The organism is Mycoplana rhizolycopersici, from assembly GCF_013378445.1.
Taxonomy (GTDB): domain Bacteria; phylum Pseudomonadota; class Alphaproteobacteria; order Rhizobiales; family Rhizobiaceae; genus Mycoplana; species Mycoplana rhizolycopersici.
Map to the genome: position 1 here is coordinate 326190 of NZ_JABXYK010000004.1, position 19828 is coordinate 346017.

The following is a 19828-nucleotide window of genomic DNA, read 5'->3' on the forward strand; positions in this document are numbered from 1 at the left end:
TGCGGTCGAAGGTTGGTCTGCTTTCGACGCTTGAATGCCGGTTTGGTCCCAATTGTCACGGAGCCTGGCATGGCGATTTCGGGGCAGATGGTTCTCGTAACCGGGGCGAATGGCTTCGTAGGCCGACACGTCGTCGCTCGACTGGCGGCCGGCGGGGCGGAAGTGGTCGCAATCTCGCGTCGCCCGACAGCGCATGAGATGCCTCCCAGTGTGCGAAACATCGTTGTTTCTCTCTCGAAACCCTCTGAACTGGCGAGGCTTGTCGACTGCTACAGGCCGCAGTTGGTCGTTCATGCGGCAGGCCGCGTTCCCTCGCCGGGACGAGACGACGAAAAGCTTCTTTTCGAAGACAATCTCGGTTTGACCCTGTCCGTGTTGGAGGCGATCAGGATTGCCGCCCTGCCTTTGCGGCTTGTGACGATCGGCTCCGCCGCGCAGTACGGGCTCGGAATGCCGTTGCATCGGGCAACGCGCGAAGACGATCCGCTCCGCCCGGTCTCACTCTACGGAGTGAGCAAGGCGGCTGCCCTTCTTGCCGCAATGGCAGCGGGCGCGAGGGACGGGCTCGATGTCTTGTGCGCGGTCCCTTTCAACCTGACCGGGGCGGGGCAGCCGGCACATCTCGTGCCCGCGGCATTCCTGCGGCACGCGCTCGACAGTCCGGGCGAAGTCTTGAAGGTGGGCAATGTTACCTCGAAGCGGGATTTCATCGACATTCGCGACGTTGCCGTTGCGATCGAGGCAGTGGCGTTGCACGGGAAAACGCAGTCCGTCTACAATATCGGATCCGGCAAAGCGCTTGCCATCGCGGATATTCTTTCCATAATTGGTGATCGTCTGGGCACGTCTTTCCATTGGGAGGCGGACGAACACCGGCTTGGCCCCGAACGGGTGCCGGTCAGCTATGCCGATATTGCCCGTATCGAAGCAGATACGGGATGGCGGCCGCAAATCTGCATCGAGCGGTCGATTTCGGACATGATCGAAGACATGCTGTCGAAAGTTCCACAGGCGTAAGACAGGGAAGTGTTCCGATGACGTTCTGGTCAGACAGGCCCGTACTCGTAACCGGTGGCGCCGGCTTTATCGGCAGCCATCTGTGCGAGGCGCTCGTGGCGGCCGGCGCACAGGTCACAGTCTTCACCCGCTATTCCTCGCGCGGCATCCGCGGCGCGGTCGATTCCATGCCGCCCGATGTCCGGTCGCGTATTCGTTTCATCATGGGGGATCTCAAGGATCCCTCGGGCGTGAACGAGGCGGTGCGTGGGGCGGACACGGTTTTCCATCTCGCTGCCCATATCGGGATACCGTATTCCTATGTGCACCCGGTTGATGTCGTCCAGACCAACGTCAACGGCACGATGAACGTACTGGAGGCCTGCAGGCAGAACGATGTCGACAAGCTTGTCGTCTTTTCGACCAGTGAGGTGTACGGGTCGGCGCTGAAAGTGCCGATCGACGAAGACCACCCGCTACAGGGCCAATCGCCCTATTCGGCAAGCAAGATCGGCGCAGACCAGCTGGCGCTCAGCTATTTCCGTGCCTTTGGCGTGCCGGTCGCAATCTGCCGCCCCTTCAATACCTATGGACCCCGCCAGCCGGCGCGTGCGATCATTCCGACGATCATTTCTCAGGCGCTGCGTTCCGATACGGTCCGGCTGGGCTCGCTCCTGCCGACGCGCGACCTCGTCTATGTCGGCGATACGGTGGCCGGGGCGATGAGGATCGCGGAGACGCAGGAGACACCCGGCCAGGTTATCCAGCTCGGCACGGGTGTGGAGGTGAGCATCGGTAGCCTGTTCGATACCATATGCCGGGTGCTGGGAAGAACGCCCCGGATTATTGTGGAAGACAGTCGGCTGCGTCCGGACAAGAGCGAGGTCATGCGCCTCGTCGCGGACCCTTCCCGGGCGAGGGCGGTGCTTGGCTGGACGCCGCAGGTGCCGCTGGAGGAAGGTATCGCACGGACTGCCGAATGGGTGCGTACCAATATCGATTTCTTTGAGACGGAGTATCAGATCTAGACCGGGAGCAAACGATGAAGGCTGTCATTCTAGCCGGGGGTAAAGGTACCCGCCTACGGCCATACACATCGATTTTGCCTAAGCCGCTGATGCCGATCGGCGAACTGCCTATTCTGGAGATCATCCTGCGCCAGTTGGTGCACCACGGCGTTACCGAGGTGGTGATCGCGATCGGCTATCTCGGTGCGCTGATCCAGACCTATCTCGAGCAAAGCCCGATCTCGAAAAGGCTGAAGATACGCTACCACATCGAGCACGAGCCGCTCGGTACGGCCGGCGCGATCGGCACGATCCCCGGCCTGGACGAGCCGTTTCTGGTGATGAACGGGGATATCCTGTCCAATGTCGACTATGCCGACATGATGCGGGTCCACAAGGCGCAGGCCGCGGACCTTACCGTAGGCGTCGTCGAGACGACGGTTCAGATCCAGCTCGGCGTGCTCGATGTCACATCGGATCGACGGATCGTCGGCTATGACGAAAAGCCGACTAAATCCTATTCCGCCTCCATGGGCGTGTATGTTTACTCACCCGCCATTCTCGAACTGATCGAGCCGGGCCAGTATCTCGACGCGCCGTCGCTCGTCCTGAAACTGATAGCTGCCGAGCGTAACGTCATTGGCTACAGGGAGGACTTTCACTGGATCGACATCGGTAACCTTGGCGAGTACGAGCGGGCGCAGATTGAATTCGAAGCGAATCCGGCGCTCTTCCTTCCCGAGCTGATCTCGAAATGATTTCGCTCCCGGGAGCGAAGCCCGTGAATATTGCATGCGGTCCGACGCGGCAACCTGGCGAGATCAAGCCTGGAGCCGCATTCTGCCATGGCGCATTGATCGATGGACATTTTTGGTATATTAACGAGCTGTAAAATACTGATGTGGGGTGCCGGCTCGTAATTTATTTTGAGCCGAGGCGAGACGACTTGCAGATCTCAGCCAAAGAATAAAAATATCCGTTAGTATTTTGCCCCTTTCATTTCCGTTCGGCAATACGGGCCTCGTTCTTCGTCTTTCGTGCCCGATCAATTCGGTTACCGGAGTTCTAGATGCAGCGAGTATGTATTACTGGCGGAGCCGGATTTGTTGCCTCGCATCTTGCGGATAGCTTCTGCAGCAAGTTCCCGCTGGCAGAAATTATAGTCGTCGACAAGATTGGCTATGCTTCCCGCCGCGATCATCTGGCGGCGGCCCTGCGTTCCGGCCAGGTCCGCCTCGTCGAAGCGTCCATTTGCGATCAGCCGCTCATGCGCAGTCTGCTGAAGGGGGTCGACCTCGTCGTTCACGCCGCAGCGGAATCGCATGTCGACAATTCCTATTGTAACGTCCTGCCGTTCCTGGAAAGCAACATTTCGGGTACGGTGGCGCTGCTGCAGGCGGCGATCGACAACAACGTCAGGCTGTTCTTCCACCTCAGCACGGACGAGGTCTACGGCGGCGCGGACGACCACCTGTTTCTCGACAACGACGCGCTGGCGCCCACCAATCCCTACGCCGCTTCGAAGGCGAGTGCCGAGATGTTCGTGCACTGCTATTCGAAGTCCTACATGCTGCCAACGATCATTTCGCGCGCAAACAACATTTTCGGACCGCGCCAGTATCCGGAAAAGCTCGTTCCCAAACTGATCTGTGATGCCCTGCGCGGGGAAAAGTTCAAGATTCACGGAAATGGAAGCGCGAGACGCTCCTTCCTGCATGTCCGGGACTTCTGCGGAGCGGTAGTGACCCTTGTGACGAAGGGCGAGCATGGTCAGGTGTACAACGTACCGGGTGCTTGCGAGCACTCGGTGATGGAAGTGGTGGAACTGGTGGGACGGGTCATGGGTAGGAGCTGCGAACAGCTGGCCGAGCGCGGTCTCGACAGGCCCTTCAATGATAGCCGTTACGGTGTCGTGGCCGACAAGCTGCTGGCGCTTGGGTGGCACCCGGAATCAACCCTCGAGGCGGAACTGCCGGGCCTGATCGATTGGTATGCAGAAAACCTCCACCTCTATTACGATTCCGTATCGGAGGGCGCCGTTTTGGCTGCAGAACGCGGCCGCCTGACGTCAAAATACGTGTCAGGGCTGCCGCGATAGTTTGTCGGAAGGGAGGCAATTCCCGTTATCGAGGGTCGGCTACACGGACAAGGCCAGTGGCAGTCCGCCGTCAACTGCGACAACGCTCCGAGTTGAGGCGCCTGTTGCGTTCCGCCAGAAGTTGGCCAAAACCCGTGCGGGCCGTCGCGAGCGTGAGTTCACGCTCGACGCGGCCGTGACGGATTGAGGCGAAGCGACCGATGGTCAACCTGTCGTTGACGGTCTGCAGCGATGCCGGACGGGCCTGCCCGGGAAGGCAGGTGACGCCGAACCTTAGGCCGAGTTCGGCTGCAGCGCCGAGTGTCCGTCTGTCGAAGGCACCGTTGGGGAAGGCGATAGATATGGGAAGGCGGCCGGTAAGGCGGTGGAGTTCTTCCTGGCAGCGGCGGATGTCTGACAGCTGTGTACCGGTGTCGACAACGGTCAGGATCGTGTGGGAATGGGTGTGATTGCCAATTTCGACAAGCGGCTCGCGCGCGAGCGCTGTAACTTCTGCGGGCGTCATCGGCCGGTCGATGTCGGCGACGGGGCGCATGGCACCTTCGCCATATCTCGTCACGATGGCCGCCCGGATGTCGTCGGGAGGGCAGGCTTTGAGGCTTTCTCGGCGGGCAGCGATCGCCGCCGCCGGCGTGCCACGTTTCGTTTCCTCGCGAAACAACACGTCCCACCAGAAGGCTTCTCCGCTTGCAACGTTGCCAGAAGAGATGAAGATCGTAAGAGGCATGTCGTTGCGACGAACGAGCGGCAGAAGCTTCAGGTTGTTGGCGTAACCATCGTCGAAGGTGAGCCATGCGGCAGGTCCCCGGACGTTTCCGGCATCGAGATCGTGTCCAGTCACGAGGCTAAATCCTCGCTGGCGCAGCAGCGTCGCGACGAATTCGACATCCTGGATCGTCATGGGCTGGAACGGGTCGAGCACGCCGCTCTGCAGGTCTTCCATCCTGTCGACAACGCTGTGAAACGCGAGAACGATCAGGCAATCGTCTTCATTCCGCCGCACCGAAAGAACTTTGGCAATGGCGAGATCGAGAGCTTTGATCAGCTTTTCCTTCATGAGTGCCTCGGGATGTTCAATCAGGGCCTGCATTGGAAGGGCGGTGGGCAAAGTGGCCCTGACGGGCGCCTGCCAACGACGGAAGAGTAACATGCAGAATAGTCCGCGCGCGACAATTGTAATCCCGACCTACAACTCGGCCAGATGGCTCGGCGAGGCGGTCGATAGTGCGCTTGCGCAAACTTTCGACGATATCGAGGTCCTCGTCCTCGACAATGCCTCGACCGACGGCACGGCGAAACTGATGGCGCGCTATGCAGATCCAAGGCTGTTCTACCGCCGTTTCGACAACAACATAGGCTTTGCCGGCAACGTCACGCGCGGGATCAAGGCCGCGCGGGGTGACTACTTCATGGTGCTCGGCGCCGACGACATTCTGGAACCGCGCTTCGTTGCGGCGGCCGTCGCCCGACTGGAAGCTGACCCGGCCGCAAAGATGGTGCATGGCGGCGCGATCTGGATCGATGACGATGGCGTGCCGATCGGGCATTTCACGGGTCGATGGCCTCCGACGTCGGATGGCGGCGACGCATTCGTCCGGGCCTTCACCGAGGGGTTTTGCTACTCGTGTGTATTTTCGCGAATGGCGCCGGTGAAGGCACTGGGAGGCATGGACGAGGAATGGGGGATGATCTCCGACAGCTGGCTTTTCCTGAAGCTGTGCCTGGCGGGTGATGTCCTGTTCATCGATGAACCGCTCGTCCGCTATCGCGTTCGCGAAAGCAGCCTTTCCTTCGAGCTCTATGCTGACGGAAAGATGTTTGACGACCATATGGCAGGTCTTGAGACCGCGTTCGCCTGGCCGGAGGCAAGCCCATTGATCACGCGGCGGCACGAGGCCCGCACCGCGGTCGCGCGGCAGGCATTCGAGACGATGCATCTGACGCGGATGGGCGCGGGTTTGCGAGGCGTGGGCCGTAAGACGTGGCAGATCGTCAGGGCCGAGCCGCGGGTTCTGTTCCTGCCGGCGAGTTGGCTGCGCCTTGGGGTGGCGCTGATGCCGCCGGTGGTCATCAGGGCGCTGCGGAACCATCGACGCCGTCGAGGCATCGCGCACTTCAGCGAGCCCGCACGCTCATGAGTACGCTGCTGGGCCGAACAGCTGTGGTGTCCGGCATCCGCATCTTCTATCTCGGACTATGGTTCGTCGCGATTACCGTCGCATACCGCCATCTCGGCACGCTCCCCGACGGGATTGCCCAGGTCGGGCTTCTTACCTTCGCATTGGCATCGATCAAGATGGTGACGACCGCGCTCGGCGATCCACTCGATCTCGATGTCGTTCGCCGCGTGCCGCCTATTCTTGCCGCCGATCCTCACCGCGCGGTCCAGGCATGGCGTGCCGCTCAGCAGATTCGCACCGGATTGGCGGCAGCAGTATTTGCGCTCGCCGTATTGCTGGCGGTGCCGATCGCAAGGATCTTTCTGCATGATCGCGAATGGTCCACGGCCGTCGTTCTGGCCGGTGGCGCGGCGGCCTTCGAGTTTGTCTATCGCGGCTATCTGGCCGACTGCCAGTCCCGCGAACGCTTCGACAGGCTGCTGCTGCTGGAGGGCGCGTTGCAGGGTTTCCGCATCGTCTCCGTGACGGCTCTGTTGATAGGTGGAGCTTTGACGGCGTCCAGCTTTCTGGCGGCTTACCTCCTGTCGGCGCTTTGTGTTTGCCTGATGTCTTATGTGCTGTCGGACGCGGCGCGGCGCAGGCTGTGCACGTTCTCCGCAGAGGCAAGCCTTGAGACGTGGCGCTACGTGCGATGGGTTGCGCCGGCCCTCATGGTCAGTGCCGTCGTGGAGCGGCTGGACATCTTCCTGCTCACCAGTCTGCGCGGGCCCGCGGAGGCCGGTTTCTATGGCGCTTTGATGCCGCTGCTACTCGTGCCGGAGATGGTCATGGGTTTTGCGATGGTCGTGCTGCAGCCCCGCGTCGCAGACCTCGCAAAGCATGGCGGCGGGCTGGAGCTCTGGTCTTCCGTTTGCCGGCTCACCGTGCCCCTGTCCGCCGTCGCCAGTCTAGTGGTGTTCCTGTTTGCAGAGCCTTTGATCCGGATGACTATCGGGCCGGCCTACCTCCAGTCCGTCCCGGTGTTCAAGCTGCTTTTCGTCGCCGTCATGTGCTGGTTCGCCGTCGTGCCGGTCGCGCTTTCCTTTGTCGTTATGATGCAGCCGCGGGCGACGCTGGTGATCTGCCTGTTCCAGGCGGTCGTCGTCGGCACGGCCGGCTTCCTGCTCATACCCGCATATGGCGCGACCGGAGCGGCCGTCTCCGTTTTCGTGATGCGGCTTTTGACGGGTGTTGTGATCTGCGGCGCGGCCTATCATCGGTTGCGAGGTGGTTTTCTCGAGGGGAGGGCCTAGCCAGTTGCGGGTTGCCCACCTCAAGAGCCGATATGACCGGATCGGCGGGATCGAGTCTCTGCTGGAGGGGCTGATGCCGGAGCTCGCCCGACAGCCGGATGCGGAGCCGTTGCTGGTGTTTGTGGCTGACAGGCGCGATCGGGAACTGGAGGCCAGGCTGACGGCAAATGGAACGGTGCCGCTTGTCTGGCTGCCGTGGAGCGGGCTGGCTTTGTCACCGCTCAGCGCAATGCGTCTCGTAAGGATCCTGCGCGCGCACAAAATAAGTGTGATCCATACCCATGACATGCGTGCCAACCTTCTTGCCGCCATGAGCCGGCCAATCCTGGGAATACCATGGCTTTGCCACATGCATGGTTGGCTGGGACACACCCACAAGGGCGTTCATCGCTTCTACGAGGGCGTGGATCGCCGGCTGGTGGGGCTGGCGGACCACGTTCTCGTCGGCTCCTATGCTGCGCTGGATGAGGTCCGGAGCGCCGGTGCGCGGTCTTCCTCCATCGCATGGAACGCAGCGGCCATCGCCGTGCCCGCGGTCACGGCGCGCGCAGATCTAGGGCTGCCGTCGGATGTCGTTGTCTGCACCGTGCTGGGACGGCTTCACCCGGGTAAGGGGCAGGACATATTTCTCAAGGCGCTGGGCAGTCTTGCCGCTCACGCAGGATGGCATGCGGTTCTGGTCGGCGTGGGCGAGACGGAGGCGGAACTGAAACAAATGGCGGCAACGCTTGCCATCGCCGATCGGGTCACTTTCACCGGCTTTGTCGAAAGGCCGACAGACTGGATCGACGCAAGTGACGTCATCGTGGTTCCCTCGCGCAAGGACAGCCTGCCGATGACCTGCCTGGAGGGCATGGCGCGGGCAAAAGCGCTTATCGTGAGCGCGGCGGGAGACATGCCGCGCGTCGTCCCGGACGGGGAGGCCGGGCTTGTCGTTGCGATCGATGATGTCGACGGGCTGCGAGCCGCGCTCGCCGTGCTACTTGACGATCCTGCCCGGCGCGAAATTCTTGGACAGGCTGCAAAGGCCCGATTCCTCGCACACCACACCCCTGCAGCCCTTGCCCGTCAGATGACCGATAGCGCCATGGGGCTTATACCAAGTCTCGATGATAGGGGACTATAGGATGGCTTATGGCTGGTCGCCGGCTAGGCGCGGCGCGCAGGGCGATGCTGTCGCATCGGCCAAGCGTCGCAACGACGCCGGAGGCCAGCCATAAACCACCTGCGGCCGGCTTCTCGGGCTTTCTGGCGTCGTCGAGGTCCGTGGCCGATGCAACAGCTCCGCGGACCTCACCTAGCCAGAAAACCCGATCGAGCCGGTCCTGTCGGTCCCTATCATCGAGACTTGGTATTACCCGGGGGAAGGGCCCGTTCATAGATAGCCGAAAGGCGCTTTACGAAGATCGGCACGGAATATTCCTGTTCCTGCCGCAGGCGCCCGGCAGCACCGATCGCCGTTGCGCGGTCCGGAAATTCGAGCAGGCTGGATATCTGTTCGGCGAGCGCCGGCGCGTCGCCGGGCGGCAGCAGGATGCCGGATACCCCATCCTCCACGATCGCAAGAGGTCCGCCCGCCTTAACGGAAACGACCGGCGTTCCCACGGACATGGCTTCTAGCAGGACCAGCCCGAAGGGTTCCGGCGTGATGGATGTATGGCAGAAGACGTCAAGGCCATCCATCAGGTCTACCATGCTGTCCAGCCGGTAGCGCCAGCCGAGGAAGTGTAGCCTCTCGCCAAGGCCGAGCGCGGCGGCCTTGCGCTTCAATTCGCGTTCATACCCTTCGAGGCCTGGCGGCGAGCCACCGCTGACGACGAAGATTGCCTTGGGATGCCGCGCAGCCACAAGTGCGCAGGCGTCCAGAAAGACGTGGCAGCCCTTCCATGGGTCAAGACGGGCGGCAAAGCCGACGATCGGTGTGTCGACGCCTACACCGAGATCGGCTCGCAAATGGCCCGGCTGAAGAGATTTCCGGAAGGCCTCGCCATCCAGCGCGTCGGGCATCACGACGACCTGTCGCGGCCAGAGGCCGTAGAGCGCATCGACGCACGGGTCAGACATGGCCAGAATGATCGTCGAAAGGCGGCGCACCATGGCGGCAAACAGCGGCGTCAGGACCGGAACGGACGGAGCCATTTCCCGGACATGCCAAATGTGAGGCTTACCCGCGAGTTTTGCCGCCCAAGCTCCGTAGAGGCAGTAGAGGGAATTGGAGTGGACCAGATCCGGTTCGATCTGACGGATCTTCCCTTTCAGGCGCATAACGGTCGGAAGGAATTTCAGCAGGTAGCCGAGTTGATAGCTGACGGACGGCAGCGTCCGCAGCTGCTGCATCGGCAGGAAATGAACCTCGGCGCCGGCCGCACGCAGACGTTCCACAATCGGGCCGTCGCAGGGCAGGATGACCGAGCTGCGTTGGCCGGTCGATCGCATGGCTTCCAGCGTGCGGGCGAGGGCGATGTCGGAGCCGCCGACCTCGGAGTTGGGGTGAACGTAGAGCACATGCCGGGTGCCAGAGGGAGTTTTCATCTGGCGCTTCTTGGCGCAAGCAGACTACGGACCGGGCTGTCGCCGACGACGGAGATGCGTCGCGCGGCCATGACCAGGCCCAGGACAATCCAGAGCAGCTTCAATAATTTTGCATGGCCGAAAAGACTGCAAACCAGAAACGCCAGCAGGCTGGCCTCCAGGGTGATGGCGAGCAGGCGCAGTCGCGGCGGGCCGGTTTTCTCCATTCTCCAGAGCTCGCGGAACGCTGCGAAGAAAACCATGGAGAAAAGAACCAGTCCAACTGCCCCGTATTCGACCAGAATCTCAAGTTCGAGGTTGTGCGCGCCGATATTGGAGACCAGTTCCCGTCCTTCGTTGACGGCAAGTTCCATATCGTCGATCCAGGCCTGAAGACGGATATCGTCTGGCAGATGCTCGCGCACGTCGTCGTAGAACTTGAAGCCGAAAGCCTTGTATCCATGCCCCAATACCGGGCTATCGAGCCAGATATCGGCGGCGCGGGTAACGAGCAGGCTTCGCAGCGGCGTGCTGCCCTCGCTGAGATACTTCTGGGAAAACATTCGGTCGAGAAAACCGGGCGGAAGGTAGATCAGAAGCCCCACCAGCATGGTCGTTCCAGCGGCAAGCGCGAGTCGAAGCGGTATTACGCCACGGACAAACAGGAACAGGCCCGCGATCCCGAGCCCGAAGAAGCCGGTGCGTGTGTAGCTCAATGTCAATGCAATCATCTGCAGGAGCCCGAAGGCTGCGACGACGGAGCGGGTCCAGAAGTCTGTCCAGCGCTGCCAGGCGTAGAGAATGAGCGGCATCGACATGGCGATCGAATAGGAAAGCCAGTTGGCGTCGCCGATGCCGCCAGTGATGCGCTTGATGATGACGCCGTCGAGTGACTCGCTGTCGATCACGCCGCCGAGCGCGCCGAGTGCGAGACGTGGGTCATCGGATTCGATTGCGAGCGAAGGCAGGAAGTGTTCCATCAGGCCGATGATCCCCGTGAGGGCCATGGCGGCGGACAGGATCATTATCGTCGCATCGAGAGCCCGCTGCGACTGGCCCGCGATCGTGGCAGAGAGCGCAGTCAACAATATCGTCAAAAGCAACCGGCTCGTTCCTTCCAGCATCCCCGTTTCGGGATAGCGCACTGCAAGATCCCAGCCGACGACGAGGGCAAGGAAAAGGAAGATCGGCTTGTAGATCGCAGATGCGGTCAGCCTCCAGCCAGCGAACACCATGTGGAGGATGACGGAGCCGAGGGCGATGGCTCCGTAGATCTTGGACAGGCTGCTCGGCAGGCCGAGGATATGGCTGCTGCCGATGACCTGAAGGGATGTATTGGCGAAGATCAGCACCGCAAGCGCGACGAGAGGCTGTGAAATGCTCACGAAAACGCCGATGAGGCCGAGTACGGCAAGCAATCCCTTGAAGGGCCCAAGCGAGAGGATCGCCGCAATCCCGAGGCCGAGGCAAAGGATGGCGTATGATGCTGACCAGGAACGAAGGCCGATTGCTTGCGGTTTCACATCAGCGCTCCGCTCACAACTCCGGGCGCGGTGGCGTCCTCGTGGCAAGACTATATGAAGAGTGCCAACATTACTGCAAGTAACATTTGAATACTGCGCGCATGGCGTTTCGGTGGACGGAATAGCGTTGAAATCGCTGGTCGCGATCTGCAAGCTCTCTGTCAAGAGTGCATTCGATCGATCGTTTTTGCCGGACGGCTTGACCTGCAGCGCAATCCGTTCGACAGTTCGTGCGGCAGGGCGCAAGGCGCATCTGCAAAGACGCGTCACCGGCGACATGACCCGGCTTGATCGTAGCCTCCCGGGTGAGGCGTCAAAGGCCGGGTTTGGGCCAATTCGATAGCAGAATGCCGACAGGGTTGATTTCAGAAGCTTGAGTTTCGGTGGGCCGGACCGCGGCGGCACCGTTGTGCGTATCGAAGTCTTTGCATTCGGGGACGGGGATCCAGATCACGTGATGGCGAAATTAAAGCCTGGTCGGGTGACAATGCGCTGAGGCGACTGAAGGAGGCGTAGTGAGCCGTCTGTCGCAAGTTTTTTGCCATATGTTTCTTGTGTTCGCGGTCCTCGCGAATGCGCCGTCGCGCGCCCAGGACATCGCCCAGGATATAGAGCCGCTCCCGATTGGAGAAGGCGATCGCGTGAGGCTCAAGGTCTTCGGCCAACCGGACCTGTCCGACGTCTTCGAGATCGGCCGCGGCGGCCAGTTGTCGCTGCCGGGACTTGGAACTGCTACCGGCCTGCACGACCTGGAGCAGGCCCGCAAAGAGGTCGGTGCGCTCATCGATCGGAAGTTCGGGCTTCCCGATACGGCTTTCTCCCTGACGATCGATCGGCTGCGGCCGGTCATCGTCGGCGGCAACGTTTCCCGACCCGGCGAGATCGCCTTCACGCCGGGCATGCGTGTGGCGCACGCGCTGGCGCTCGCAGGCCAGGGGCGGCGCGCAAACGACGACGTCTCGATAGAGCTGCAGATCAACGAGGGTAGGGAGCGCCTGATCAGCGCGAAGGCCAGGCTTGCGCGCGCGCTCGTCAAGGAGCAGCGGCTGGTCGCCGAGATGCGGCGCTCGCAGGCGGTCGATTTGCCCGCGGAGGCGAAGGAACTGATCGGCGAGAAAGAGGCGGGGCTGCTGTTTGCGACCGAGCGGCGCACGCTGGCCGCGCGGCTTGAAAATCGTGCGATCGCACTTCGGCGGATCGACGCATCTGCGCAGATCAATCGCGAGGATATCAGCTCGCAGGAGGCCGTGTCGCAATCCCTGCGAACGCAACTGGAACTGGTCCAAGGCGATCTGAAGCGCCTGGAGCCCCTCTTTGCCGACGGCAGCATAACCTCCAGCCGGATTCTCGAGCTTCGCCGCGACTATGTCGAGATACAGGGACAGGTAGGTCAGACGGTTGCCTCGCTGGCCCAGGCGAGGGCGCGCCAGGCCGTGCTTTCCGAGGAAAGTGCCGCATACGATCTTCAGCTTCGCCTCGAGCTTCTGGGCGACGTCGCCGGCGTCCAGTTCGAGATTCTCGATGCGAGGGCCTCGATCAAGACCATATCGAGCTCGCTCGAGGCGGCGGGGGCGGAATTGCCCAGCGCCGATGTGGCGACACCATCTTCCTGCCGGCTTACGCTGTTGCGGGACACAGGAGCATCCACGCCGACCTTGATGTCCGCCGACCCGCTGACCAGGCTGGAACCCGGCGATCTTGTCTTCGTCGGACGGTCCAGCACTAAATGCCCGACATTGGCAGAGGTGCGGGGAGCGGTTCAATGAACCAGTACCGCGCCAGCGAGATTGGCCGGCGGGCCGAAACGGACGGTTCCCGGACGGCGCCACATGAAGACGGTCGCATGGGCACCAATGCCCGTTCAAGCGTCATATGGACCCCGCCGGATGTGCTCAAGCTGTTGACCGCGCTGGCCCACAACTGGATATGGATCGCCATTGCGCCGGTGATCGCGGTGCTGGCCAGCATCGTCTACCTGTTATTGATCAACCCCAGCTACGACGTGGGCGCGCAACTGATGCTTCGCTTCGGCAACGAACTGTCGGCGCCGCCGACCGTCTCGACGCAGACGACGCAGCAGGTCATTCCGATCTCCAAGCGTATCGAGGACATCACTGCCGAGGTTCAGATCATGAAGGATCCTGGCATCGTCCGAGAGGTGGTCGAGGGGCTGGGGGAGGATTTCTTCTATGGGGAAGACCCGGCGGTTACCTTCGTCCAGAAGGTCAAGCGGTTCGTCAAGCATACGGTCAACTATGTCAAGGAGCAGGTTCGCGGCGTTTTCGTGAGAATCGGCATCCTGCCAGAGTTGAGCAAGCTCGAGATGGTCACCGTCGCCCTGCAGCGCTATCTGTCGATTTCCCACGTTACGCGTTCAGACGTCATCGAGTTGCAGTTGTCCTATCCCGATCCGCGAGGAGGAGAGGAACTGCTGCGCCGCTTCATCGCTACCTATATGGCCAAGCGGGAGGATATCTATACCGACGACCGTGTTCCGCACTTCTTTGCAAGCGAGCTTGCAAAGCTGGACAAGGCGCTGCTGGTTGCGGAAGACAGCTACAGCGCGGAACGACAGAAACTGTCGGCCTGGTCGATTGACGACCAGAGGAGCCTTGCGGTCCAGCGGCGCGAACAGCTGACGCGCGCGCTGCAGGACGCAGGATCGACCGTCGAGGCGGCCAATGCCCGCATCGGAGAGATCGATCGGCAGCTTGCGGCTTTGCCCGAACGGATACCCTCCTCCACCTCCCAACGACCGAACGCGTTGCGCGAGGCTCTGGAACTGAAGCAGTTCGATATCAGGTTGCAGGTCCAATCGGAGAGCCGGCGTGCGGGACCGCGCTCGCCCCAGGTCGAAGGATTGTCGGAGCAGATCAAGGATCTCGACGCCTATCTTTCGGGACAACCCGCGCGCGTCCCGGGCGAGGCGGTGACGGTGCCGAATCCGCTACGCGAGGCTCTTCTCAAGGATCGTGCCGATGCCCTTCTCCAATCGGCTTCGACGGAGCGAAAGGCTGCTTCCCTCTCGCGCGATCTGGCAAAAGCGGAAGACGAGCTGAAGGCAATCGAGGAAGCGGCCTTGTTGCTCAGCCGGAAGCTGCGCGACGTCGAACGCCTCCGCCTGACACAGCAGCGGTTCCAGCAGGGTAGCGACGATGCGCGCATCGCGCAGGAGATCGCAGCCGCGCAGATCTCCAACGTTGTCGTCATCGCAGAGCCTCAGGCTGGCGTCACGCCGGCGTCGTCCCGGATGCGGCTGCTGATGCTGGCGGCCGGTCTTTCCTTGCTTGCCACCTGCGGCGTCATCCTGCTGCTCGATGCACTGAGACCAAAGGTGAGAAGCGATCAGGATGTCGCCGGCCTCGTGGACGGCCGCACGATTGTCCGGGCGATCGGAGAGCGCGGAGCCGGTCGATGACGCCGTTCGTCCGTTCCGAGTTGATCGTCAACGACGCGGCGAGGCTGCTTGCTGATCTGGGACGAGGCGAGGGCAGGCGCAGCTTTCTCGTAACAGGCTGCATGGGCGGAGAAGGCACGACGACGTTGGCAATCGCGTTGGCGCGTGCCGCCAGAAAGCTCGACGGCACCAAGGCCCTCCTGATCGATGCCGATCTGGCAACATCCGGCTTGAGCCGCTTGGCCAATTCAGCGAACAGAACTGGCATGAGGCAGCTTCCGGAAAAGCCGGATCTCTATCCGCATGCGGTGCTCCAGGTCGGAAGCGATCTCGATATACTGCCAGCCGGCAGCGAGCCGGGTGCCGGTATGAGCGAACTGGTGGCCGCCGGCGCGCTTGAGACATTGCTGTCGGCAGCGTTCAGGGATTACCGCTATGTTTTCTGGGACACCCATGCCCTCGGTCGCTCCGCCGATACGGGCCTGTTGATGACCGTCGTTCCGGGGGTCATTCTCGTCACGGAATCGGACGTGACACGGATGGACCAGCTGAGCAGTCGCTTGGCCGAGATCGCGAATGCGCGCGCGCATGCTGTCGCGGTGCTCCGCAACCGGGCAGGGCGTCGGCCCTTCAGTGCGGGCCCATAGGCTCAGAAGCACGGAGCGCCAGGACGGGGCTCGATTGCCGGTAGCTCTCTAGTTGCTCCATCGAGAAGCGTCGCATGTCGGTGCCTCGCTCAAACCAGGCGCGGTACCAGTCGGCCGTCCTGGCGACCGCCTCGTGGGTGTTCCAGCCTGGCCTCCAGGATAGCTCCTTCAGCGCGAGGCCTGAATCCACCCGCAACGTCGTGGCCTCTCCCCCAGTCTTCTCCCTGATGAGGAGGCGGGTCCGGTGCGACGGCATTGCGTCGAGGAACATGGTGGCGATCTGCGCCACGTCCGGCGGCGCCATTTCGTTCGGGCCGAAGTTTACCGCCGCAGGGGATGAAGCGGGGGCGTCGATCAGAGCGCCGGCGAGGCAGAGGTATCCGCCAATGGGTTCGAGAACGTGCTGCCACGGCCTGATCGCGCCCGGTTGGCGAATTTCCTGATCGCGCCCGTCGGCGATCGCGCGGACGAGATCCGGAATGAGACGGTCCGCCGCCCAATCGCCTCCACCGATGACGTTTCCGGCACGGGCTGCGGCAATCGCCGGCCGGTTCGGGGATTGAGCGCCTTCGTGAAACGCCTCGGATTGGTAGGCCATTGTCACGATCTCTGCTGCGGCCTTGCTTGCGCCATAGGGTTCGTGCCCGCCAAGTGCGTCGGTTTCGCGGAACCGCCTTGCCGCGCCGTTGTTGTGGTAGACCTTGTCGCTGGTCACAACGACCACCGCCCGTACGGACGGAACCTTACGCGCGGCTTCCAGCACCGACACCGTGCCGAGCACGTTCGCTGCGAACGTCGCGTAGGGCTGCTTGAAGCCCTGTCGGACGATTGGCTGCGCGGCGAGATGGAATATGACGCTTGGCCGGGCGGCGGTGATGACCGACAGCACCGCCTCGGCGTCCACGATGTCGCCACGCTCGTCGGTCAGTTCACCGCCAAGCGCCATCAGTTCGAATGCGCCCGGCGCCGTCGGAACGCGGTCGCTGAAGCCGGTGACCTTTGCCCGCATCGCCAGCAGCCAGAGACAAAGCCAGGAGCCCTTGAAGCCCGTGTGTCCGGTGACGAGGACGGATCGGTCGCGAAACAACTGCTCGATGGTCTGGCCCATGCCTATTCCGCCTCCATCTCCTTCTTGATCCTCAACAGTCCTTCCTTCATCGATATCTTCTGACGCCAGCCGAGCGTTTCCCTTAGGCGGGCGGAACTGGAGAACCGCCGCGATGTTTCGCCGGGCGCGTCGTCTGAAATTTCGGGTTCGATGTCCTCTCTGCCGAACACGTCGAGCGTCAGCCGCGCAATCGCACGCGTGGTCATCGCCGGCTCGCCGGACACGTTAAACGCTTCGCCCCGTAAGCCCGGCTCGGCGGCATGTTCCGCCAGCAGTCGAAGGGCGGCAATACAATCGTCGATATGAAGAAGGCTGCGAACCGCGCGGCCACCACCACGAAGGCGCGGGGCGCGGGCGTTGCGGATCGCCTCGAGCGTGCCGGGAACGATGCGCGCGTGATTTTCGTCGCCGTAACCATAGACGTTGCCCAGGCGCGCAACGACGACCGGCAGGCCGAATTGCGCGTAGGCGCGTGCCGCGACGTCCGCCATCAGCTTCGAGGTTTCGTAAGGTCCGAGCGCATTGAGAGGATGGGCTTCAGTCGCCGGGGTGTTGCCGGTTTCGCCGTAGAGAGCGTCGGTGGAGGCCACCACGGTTCTGGGCGAGGTCGGCATGTTGCGCACGGCCTCCAGCAACTGCCACGTCTGTCGGGCATTCGTTTCAAAGGCGAGAAGCGGGTTTTCCTGCGCTTGGCCTACCTGGCTCATGCCGGCGAGATGAAACAGCGTTTCCGGCCGGCACGTCCTTGCGACTTCGGCGATGTCGTGTTCGATGACGACCTCGACGAGAGGTTGAGCATCGAGGCCGAGCTTCTTGAACAGTGTCGAGGGCGGCCGGCGCATCTGGGCAACAATGCGATGGCCGTCATTGGCAAGAGCCTTCGTCAGCCAACTGCCGACAAAGCCCGATGCACCGGTGACGAGCACGCTCATGGTACTGGTCCCGACGCAATCCTCGTCCAGGGTGCGCCGCCGCGTTCAAACATTTCATTGAGCGCGCGGTAGTCCTTGAACGTATCCATGCACTGCCAGAAGCCGCCATGCTCGAAGACCTTCAGTTCGCCATCGCCCGCTAACCGGCGAAGTGGCTGCTGCTCCAGAATGCAATCGGCTTCCGCCGACAGGTATTCCAGAAACCGACGCTCGAAGATAAAGAAGCCGCCGTTGATCATGGCGCTGACCTGGGGCTTCTCGATGAACGAACGCACAGTATCACCTTCCAGCACCATCTCGCCGAATTGCGAGCGTGCCCGCACGCCGGTCACCGTGCCGATCCTCCCGTGCGAGCGATGGAACGCCAGAAGCCTGCCGAGGTCGATGTCGGCAAGTCCGTCGCCATAGGTCAGCAGGAAGGTTGGCGTGTCGATATACTGGGAGACGCGTTGGACACGGGCACCCGTCTCAGTCTTGTGTCCGGTTTCGGCGAAAGTCACGTCCCAGTCGAGCGGTGTCGCTCCTCCCAGGAGCGTCTGCGTCCCGTGCTCCAGGTCCAGGCGCAGGTCGCACTCGCGAACGTCCCGGCCGAGGAAGTAGTCCTTGATCATCGCTCCGCGGTAGCCGAGGCACAGAATGAAGCGCTTGAACCCGTGACGGGCGTAGATGCGCATGATGTGGAGGAGTATCGGCTCACCACCGATCTCCAGTAGCGGCTTGGGCATGTTCTGCGTTGCCTGTCCGAAGCGGGTGCCTTCGCCGCCGCAAAGGATGACGACTGGATAATCTCTGACCTCTCGTTCGCTCACGGGCTGGCTCCCCGGCTCTTGGAGTCGTTTTGTTCGTACAGAGATGCAGGATATGCTAATTTAGCTCATGTTGACCATTCGGGACGCATGGGGCACTCTATAACAATATCTATTCCCCGTGTAGTAGATCCAGAATACGAGCATTCCGCATTTTTCGTCTCCGGAAAGAGATACGAGATGCTGAAGAAAGTTCTTGTTTGGACTGGCATAGCATTCGCCGGCCTCTTCGCAGGTGCCGGCCTTCAATCTATGCTTGAAGGCCATGCGCCGCTGTTCAAGAACGAAGTGGCGGCCGAAGAGAACTTCGCAGGCCTGACGAAATCCGAATGGTATTATAGAGGAAGCGTGATCGCTTCCGATCCCTCGATCGTGAAGACGAAGGACGGATACGTCATGTTTTATACCGACCTCGATACCGGTAAGGGCCGCACGGTGATTGCAAAGGCGTCTTCTTCGGACGGCCAGAACTGGAAGACCTCGGGTTCTTTCGACGGTGTCAACGGTGTGGTGATGGCCGGGCGGAGCGGCCAGTGGGACGAGAACGTCGAATCTGCTGCAGTTGTCCGGCAGGACGACCGGTGGTTGCTCTATTTTTCCGGTTATCGGGATGAAGGCAATCCAACCCGCGGCTTCCCGGCCGCTTTGTGGCTCGCCACCTCCAACGACGGAGGCGCCTTCGACCGTTTGTCGGGCGACCCGATCATGACGCCTACGAAGGGTTGGTACGACAACGACGCGATCTATAGTCCGACTGTTCTTTTGGATGATGGCATATTCCATATGGTGTATGTTGGCCATTCATATACTGACTTTTCCGCCATAGGTGCCGGCGGGGTATACTTGCTCAGCGCAACGTCAACGGATGGCGTTAATTGGACGAAAGGGGAAAAGCCGATTGCGGGTCCGGGCCAGTTCGACGACTGGCGCAAGGACGGCATTGCTGAACCCTATCTCGTCAAACGGGAAGCCGGCGAGTACCTCCTGTTCTATACCGGGCTGAACGGAGAAGAACGGGAGATCGGCGTTGCGACGGGTAGTTCACCGGAGGGGCCGTGGAAATTTGGTTCCGGTCCAATCGTCAAGCCGGGGCCGTCAGGCGCTCCCGACGAGCATCAGGTTCTCGCGCCTGCTGCCTTAGTTGAGGACGGGCGCCTCAGGCTCTGGTATCTGGCTGCCAACAAGAGGGAAGCTCTCTCGATCGGCCAGGCCGACGGCTCGCTCAACGAAGCCCTGTCCTCCAGTGGACACTAAGCCGGTTCAGAGTTGCGCGGCCGTTTGGCTGGGAAATAGCCGGGCAACAGAGACGCCCTTCGCCGTCAGGGTGAACCGAAGTGCATCGCCGCATTAGCTATTGGCATTTTCGAGTCCGAGGCCACGTCGGAGGCGCA

The 19828-nt window shown here is 61.8% G+C and carries 17 protein-coding genes; 11 read left to right on the top strand and 6 right to left on the bottom strand.

All coding sequences use genetic code 11. The features are described 5' to 3' along the window. Positions 1–69: 69 nt before the first annotated feature. The 4 genes from HV823_RS08810 to HV823_RS08825 all read left to right on the top strand — a co-directional run bounded on the left by HV823_RS08810 (position 70) and on the right by HV823_RS08825 (position 4101). Complete coding sequence (locus HV823_RS08810) at positions 70–1017, top strand: NAD-dependent epimerase/dehydratase family protein (protein WP_176949337.1); 948 nt, start codon at positions 70–72, stop codon at positions 1015–1017. A gap of 17 nt (positions 1018–1034) precedes the next feature. Then, positions 1035–2024 (top strand): SDR family NAD(P)-dependent oxidoreductase, encoded by a 990-nt coding sequence (locus HV823_RS08815; RefSeq protein WP_176949338.1) that lies wholly within the window; start codon positions 1035–1037, stop codon positions 2022–2024. 14 nt (positions 2025–2038) lie between these two features. Then, the gene (locus tag HV823_RS08820) at positions 2039–2761 is read left to right on the top strand and encodes a sugar phosphate nucleotidyltransferase (RefSeq protein WP_176949339.1); all 723 of its coding nucleotides are present in this window, start codon (positions 2039–2041) and stop codon (positions 2759–2761) included. Between the two features lie 311 nt (positions 2762–3072). Beyond that, the gene (locus HV823_RS08825; RefSeq protein ID WP_176949340.1) at positions 3073–4101 is read left to right on the top strand and encodes an NAD-dependent epimerase/dehydratase family protein; all 1029 of its coding nucleotides are present in this window, start codon (positions 3073–3075) and stop codon (positions 4099–4101) included. Between the two features lie 70 nt (positions 4102–4171). On the opposite strand, the gene HV823_RS08830 is transcribed toward HV823_RS08825, so the two are convergent. After that, positions 4172–5158 (bottom strand): polysaccharide deacetylase family protein, encoded by a 987-nt coding sequence (locus HV823_RS08830; RefSeq protein ID WP_176949341.1) that lies wholly within the window; start codon positions 5156–5158, stop codon positions 4172–4174. A 91-nt stretch (positions 5159–5249) separates the two neighbouring features. Between HV823_RS08830 and HV823_RS08835 the strand changes: the two genes are divergently transcribed. From HV823_RS08835 to HV823_RS08845, 3 genes are read left to right on the top strand one after another with little or no spacing between them, the layout of a single operon-like run. Next, positions 5250–6239, top strand: coding sequence for a glycosyltransferase family 2 protein (locus tag HV823_RS08835; RefSeq protein ID WP_176949342.1), 990 nt, complete (start codon positions 5250–5252; stop codon positions 6237–6239). Next, the gene (locus HV823_RS08840) at positions 6236–7513 is read left to right on the top strand and encodes a lipopolysaccharide biosynthesis protein (RefSeq protein WP_176949343.1); all 1278 of its coding nucleotides are present in this window, start codon (positions 6236–6238) and stop codon (positions 7511–7513) included. The genes HV823_RS08835 and HV823_RS08840 overlap by 4 nt, the downstream gene beginning before the upstream one ends. Positions 7514–7517: 4 nt before the next feature. Beyond that, positions 7518–8639 (top strand): glycosyltransferase family 4 protein, encoded by a 1122-nt coding sequence (locus HV823_RS08845; RefSeq protein WP_176949344.1) that lies wholly within the window; start codon positions 7518–7520, stop codon positions 8637–8639. A 212-nt stretch (positions 8640–8851) separates the two neighbouring features. Here the strand turns inward: HV823_RS08845 and HV823_RS08850 are convergent, their stop codons facing one another. After that, positions 8852–10045: a glycosyltransferase family 4 protein gene (locus tag HV823_RS08850; protein WP_176949345.1), complete on the bottom strand. Its 1194-nt coding sequence runs from the start codon at positions 10043–10045 to the stop codon at positions 8852–8854. Then, positions 10042–11547 (bottom strand): O-antigen ligase family protein, encoded by a 1506-nt coding sequence (locus tag HV823_RS27200; protein WP_176949346.1) that lies wholly within the window; start codon positions 11545–11547, stop codon positions 10042–10044. Before HV823_RS27200 ends, HV823_RS08850 begins: the two co-directional genes overlap by 4 nt. A gap of 641 nt (positions 11548–12188) precedes the next feature. Between HV823_RS27200 and HV823_RS08860 the strand changes: the two genes are divergently transcribed. Genes HV823_RS08860 through HV823_RS08870 form a run of 3 tightly spaced genes read left to right on the top strand, consistent with a single transcriptional unit; the run spans position 12189 to position 15591 of the window. Next, the gene (locus tag HV823_RS08860) at positions 12189–13313 is read left to right on the top strand and encodes a hypothetical protein (protein WP_176949347.1); all 1125 of its coding nucleotides are present in this window, start codon (positions 12189–12191) and stop codon (positions 13311–13313) included. Continuing rightward, positions 13310–14965, top strand: a complete 1656-nt coding sequence (locus HV823_RS08865) for a GumC family protein (RefSeq protein WP_176949348.1) — start codon at positions 13310–13312, stop codon at positions 14963–14965. The genes HV823_RS08860 and HV823_RS08865 overlap by 4 nt, the downstream gene beginning before the upstream one ends. Continuing rightward, on the top strand, positions 14962–15591 hold the full coding sequence (locus tag HV823_RS08870) for a cellulose synthase operon protein YhjQ/BcsQ (protein ID WP_176949349.1): 630 nt from the start codon (positions 14962–14964) through the stop codon (positions 15589–15591). Before HV823_RS08865 ends, HV823_RS08870 begins: the two co-directional genes overlap by 4 nt. Here the strand turns inward: HV823_RS08870 and rfbG are convergent. Genes rfbG through HV823_RS08885 form a run of 3 tightly spaced genes read right to left on the bottom strand, consistent with a single transcriptional unit; the run spans position 15575 to position 18440 of the window. After that, positions 15575–16699: a CDP-glucose 4,6-dehydratase gene (rfbG, locus tag HV823_RS08875; protein ID WP_176949350.1), complete on the bottom strand. Its 1125-nt coding sequence runs from the start codon at positions 16697–16699 to the stop codon at positions 15575–15577. The two genes, HV823_RS08870 and rfbG, sit on opposite strands and share 17 nt — an antisense overlap. Positions 16700–16701: 2 nt before the next feature. Beyond that, positions 16702–17631 (bottom strand): NAD-dependent epimerase/dehydratase family protein, encoded by a 930-nt coding sequence (locus HV823_RS08880; protein ID WP_176949351.1) that lies wholly within the window; start codon positions 17629–17631, stop codon positions 16702–16704. Continuing rightward, complete coding sequence (locus tag HV823_RS08885; RefSeq protein ID WP_176949352.1) at positions 17628–18440, bottom strand: sugar phosphate nucleotidyltransferase; 813 nt, start codon at positions 18438–18440, stop codon at positions 17628–17630. Before HV823_RS08885 ends, HV823_RS08880 begins: the two co-directional genes overlap by 4 nt. A 177-nt stretch (positions 18441–18617) precedes the next feature. On the opposite strand from HV823_RS08885, the gene HV823_RS08890 reads away from it, so the two are divergent. Continuing rightward, positions 18618–19691, top strand: a complete 1074-nt coding sequence (locus HV823_RS08890) for a glycoside hydrolase family protein (protein ID WP_176949353.1) — start codon at positions 18618–18620, stop codon at positions 19689–19691. The last annotated feature ends 137 nt before the right edge of the window (positions 19692–19828 follow it).

Coding starts and splice junctions, on each gene's coding strand:
- HV823_RS08880 (WP_176949351.1), bottom strand. CDS start 17,631: ATGAGCGTGCTCGTCACCGGTGCATCGGGCTTTGTCGGCAGTTGGCTG.
- HV823_RS08840 (WP_176949343.1), top strand. CDS start 6,236: ATGAGTACGCTGCTGGGCCGAACAGCTGTGGTGTCCGGCATCCGCATC.
- rfbG (WP_176949350.1), bottom strand. CDS start 16,699: ATGGGCCAGACCATCGAGCAGTTGTTTCGCGACCGATCCGTCCTCGTC.
- HV823_RS08850 (WP_176949345.1), bottom strand. CDS start 10,045: ATGAAAACTCCCTCTGGCACCCGGCATGTGCTCTACGTTCACCCCAAC.
- HV823_RS08865 (WP_176949348.1), top strand. CDS start 13,310: ATGAACCAGTACCGCGCCAGCGAGATTGGCCGGCGGGCCGAAACGGAC.
- HV823_RS08890 (WP_176949353.1), top strand. CDS start 18,618: ATGCTGAAGAAAGTTCTTGTTTGGACTGGCATAGCATTCGCCGGCCTC.
- HV823_RS08815 (WP_176949338.1), top strand. CDS start 1,035: ATGACGTTCTGGTCAGACAGGCCCGTACTCGTAACCGGTGGCGCCGGC.
- HV823_RS08830 (WP_176949341.1), bottom strand. CDS start 5,158: ATGAAGGAAAAGCTGATCAAAGCTCTCGATCTCGCCATTGCCAAAGTT.
- HV823_RS08820 (WP_176949339.1), top strand. CDS start 2,039: ATGAAGGCTGTCATTCTAGCCGGGGGTAAAGGTACCCGCCTACGGCCA.
- HV823_RS08835 (WP_176949342.1), top strand. CDS start 5,250: ATGCAGAATAGTCCGCGCGCGACAATTGTAATCCCGACCTACAACTCG.
- HV823_RS08825 (WP_176949340.1), top strand. CDS start 3,073: ATGCAGCGAGTATGTATTACTGGCGGAGCCGGATTTGTTGCCTCGCAT.
- HV823_RS08870 (WP_176949349.1), top strand. CDS start 14,962: ATGACGCCGTTCGTCCGTTCCGAGTTGATCGTCAACGACGCGGCGAGG.
- HV823_RS08810 (WP_176949337.1), top strand. CDS start 70: ATGGCGATTTCGGGGCAGATGGTTCTCGTAACCGGGGCGAATGGCTTC.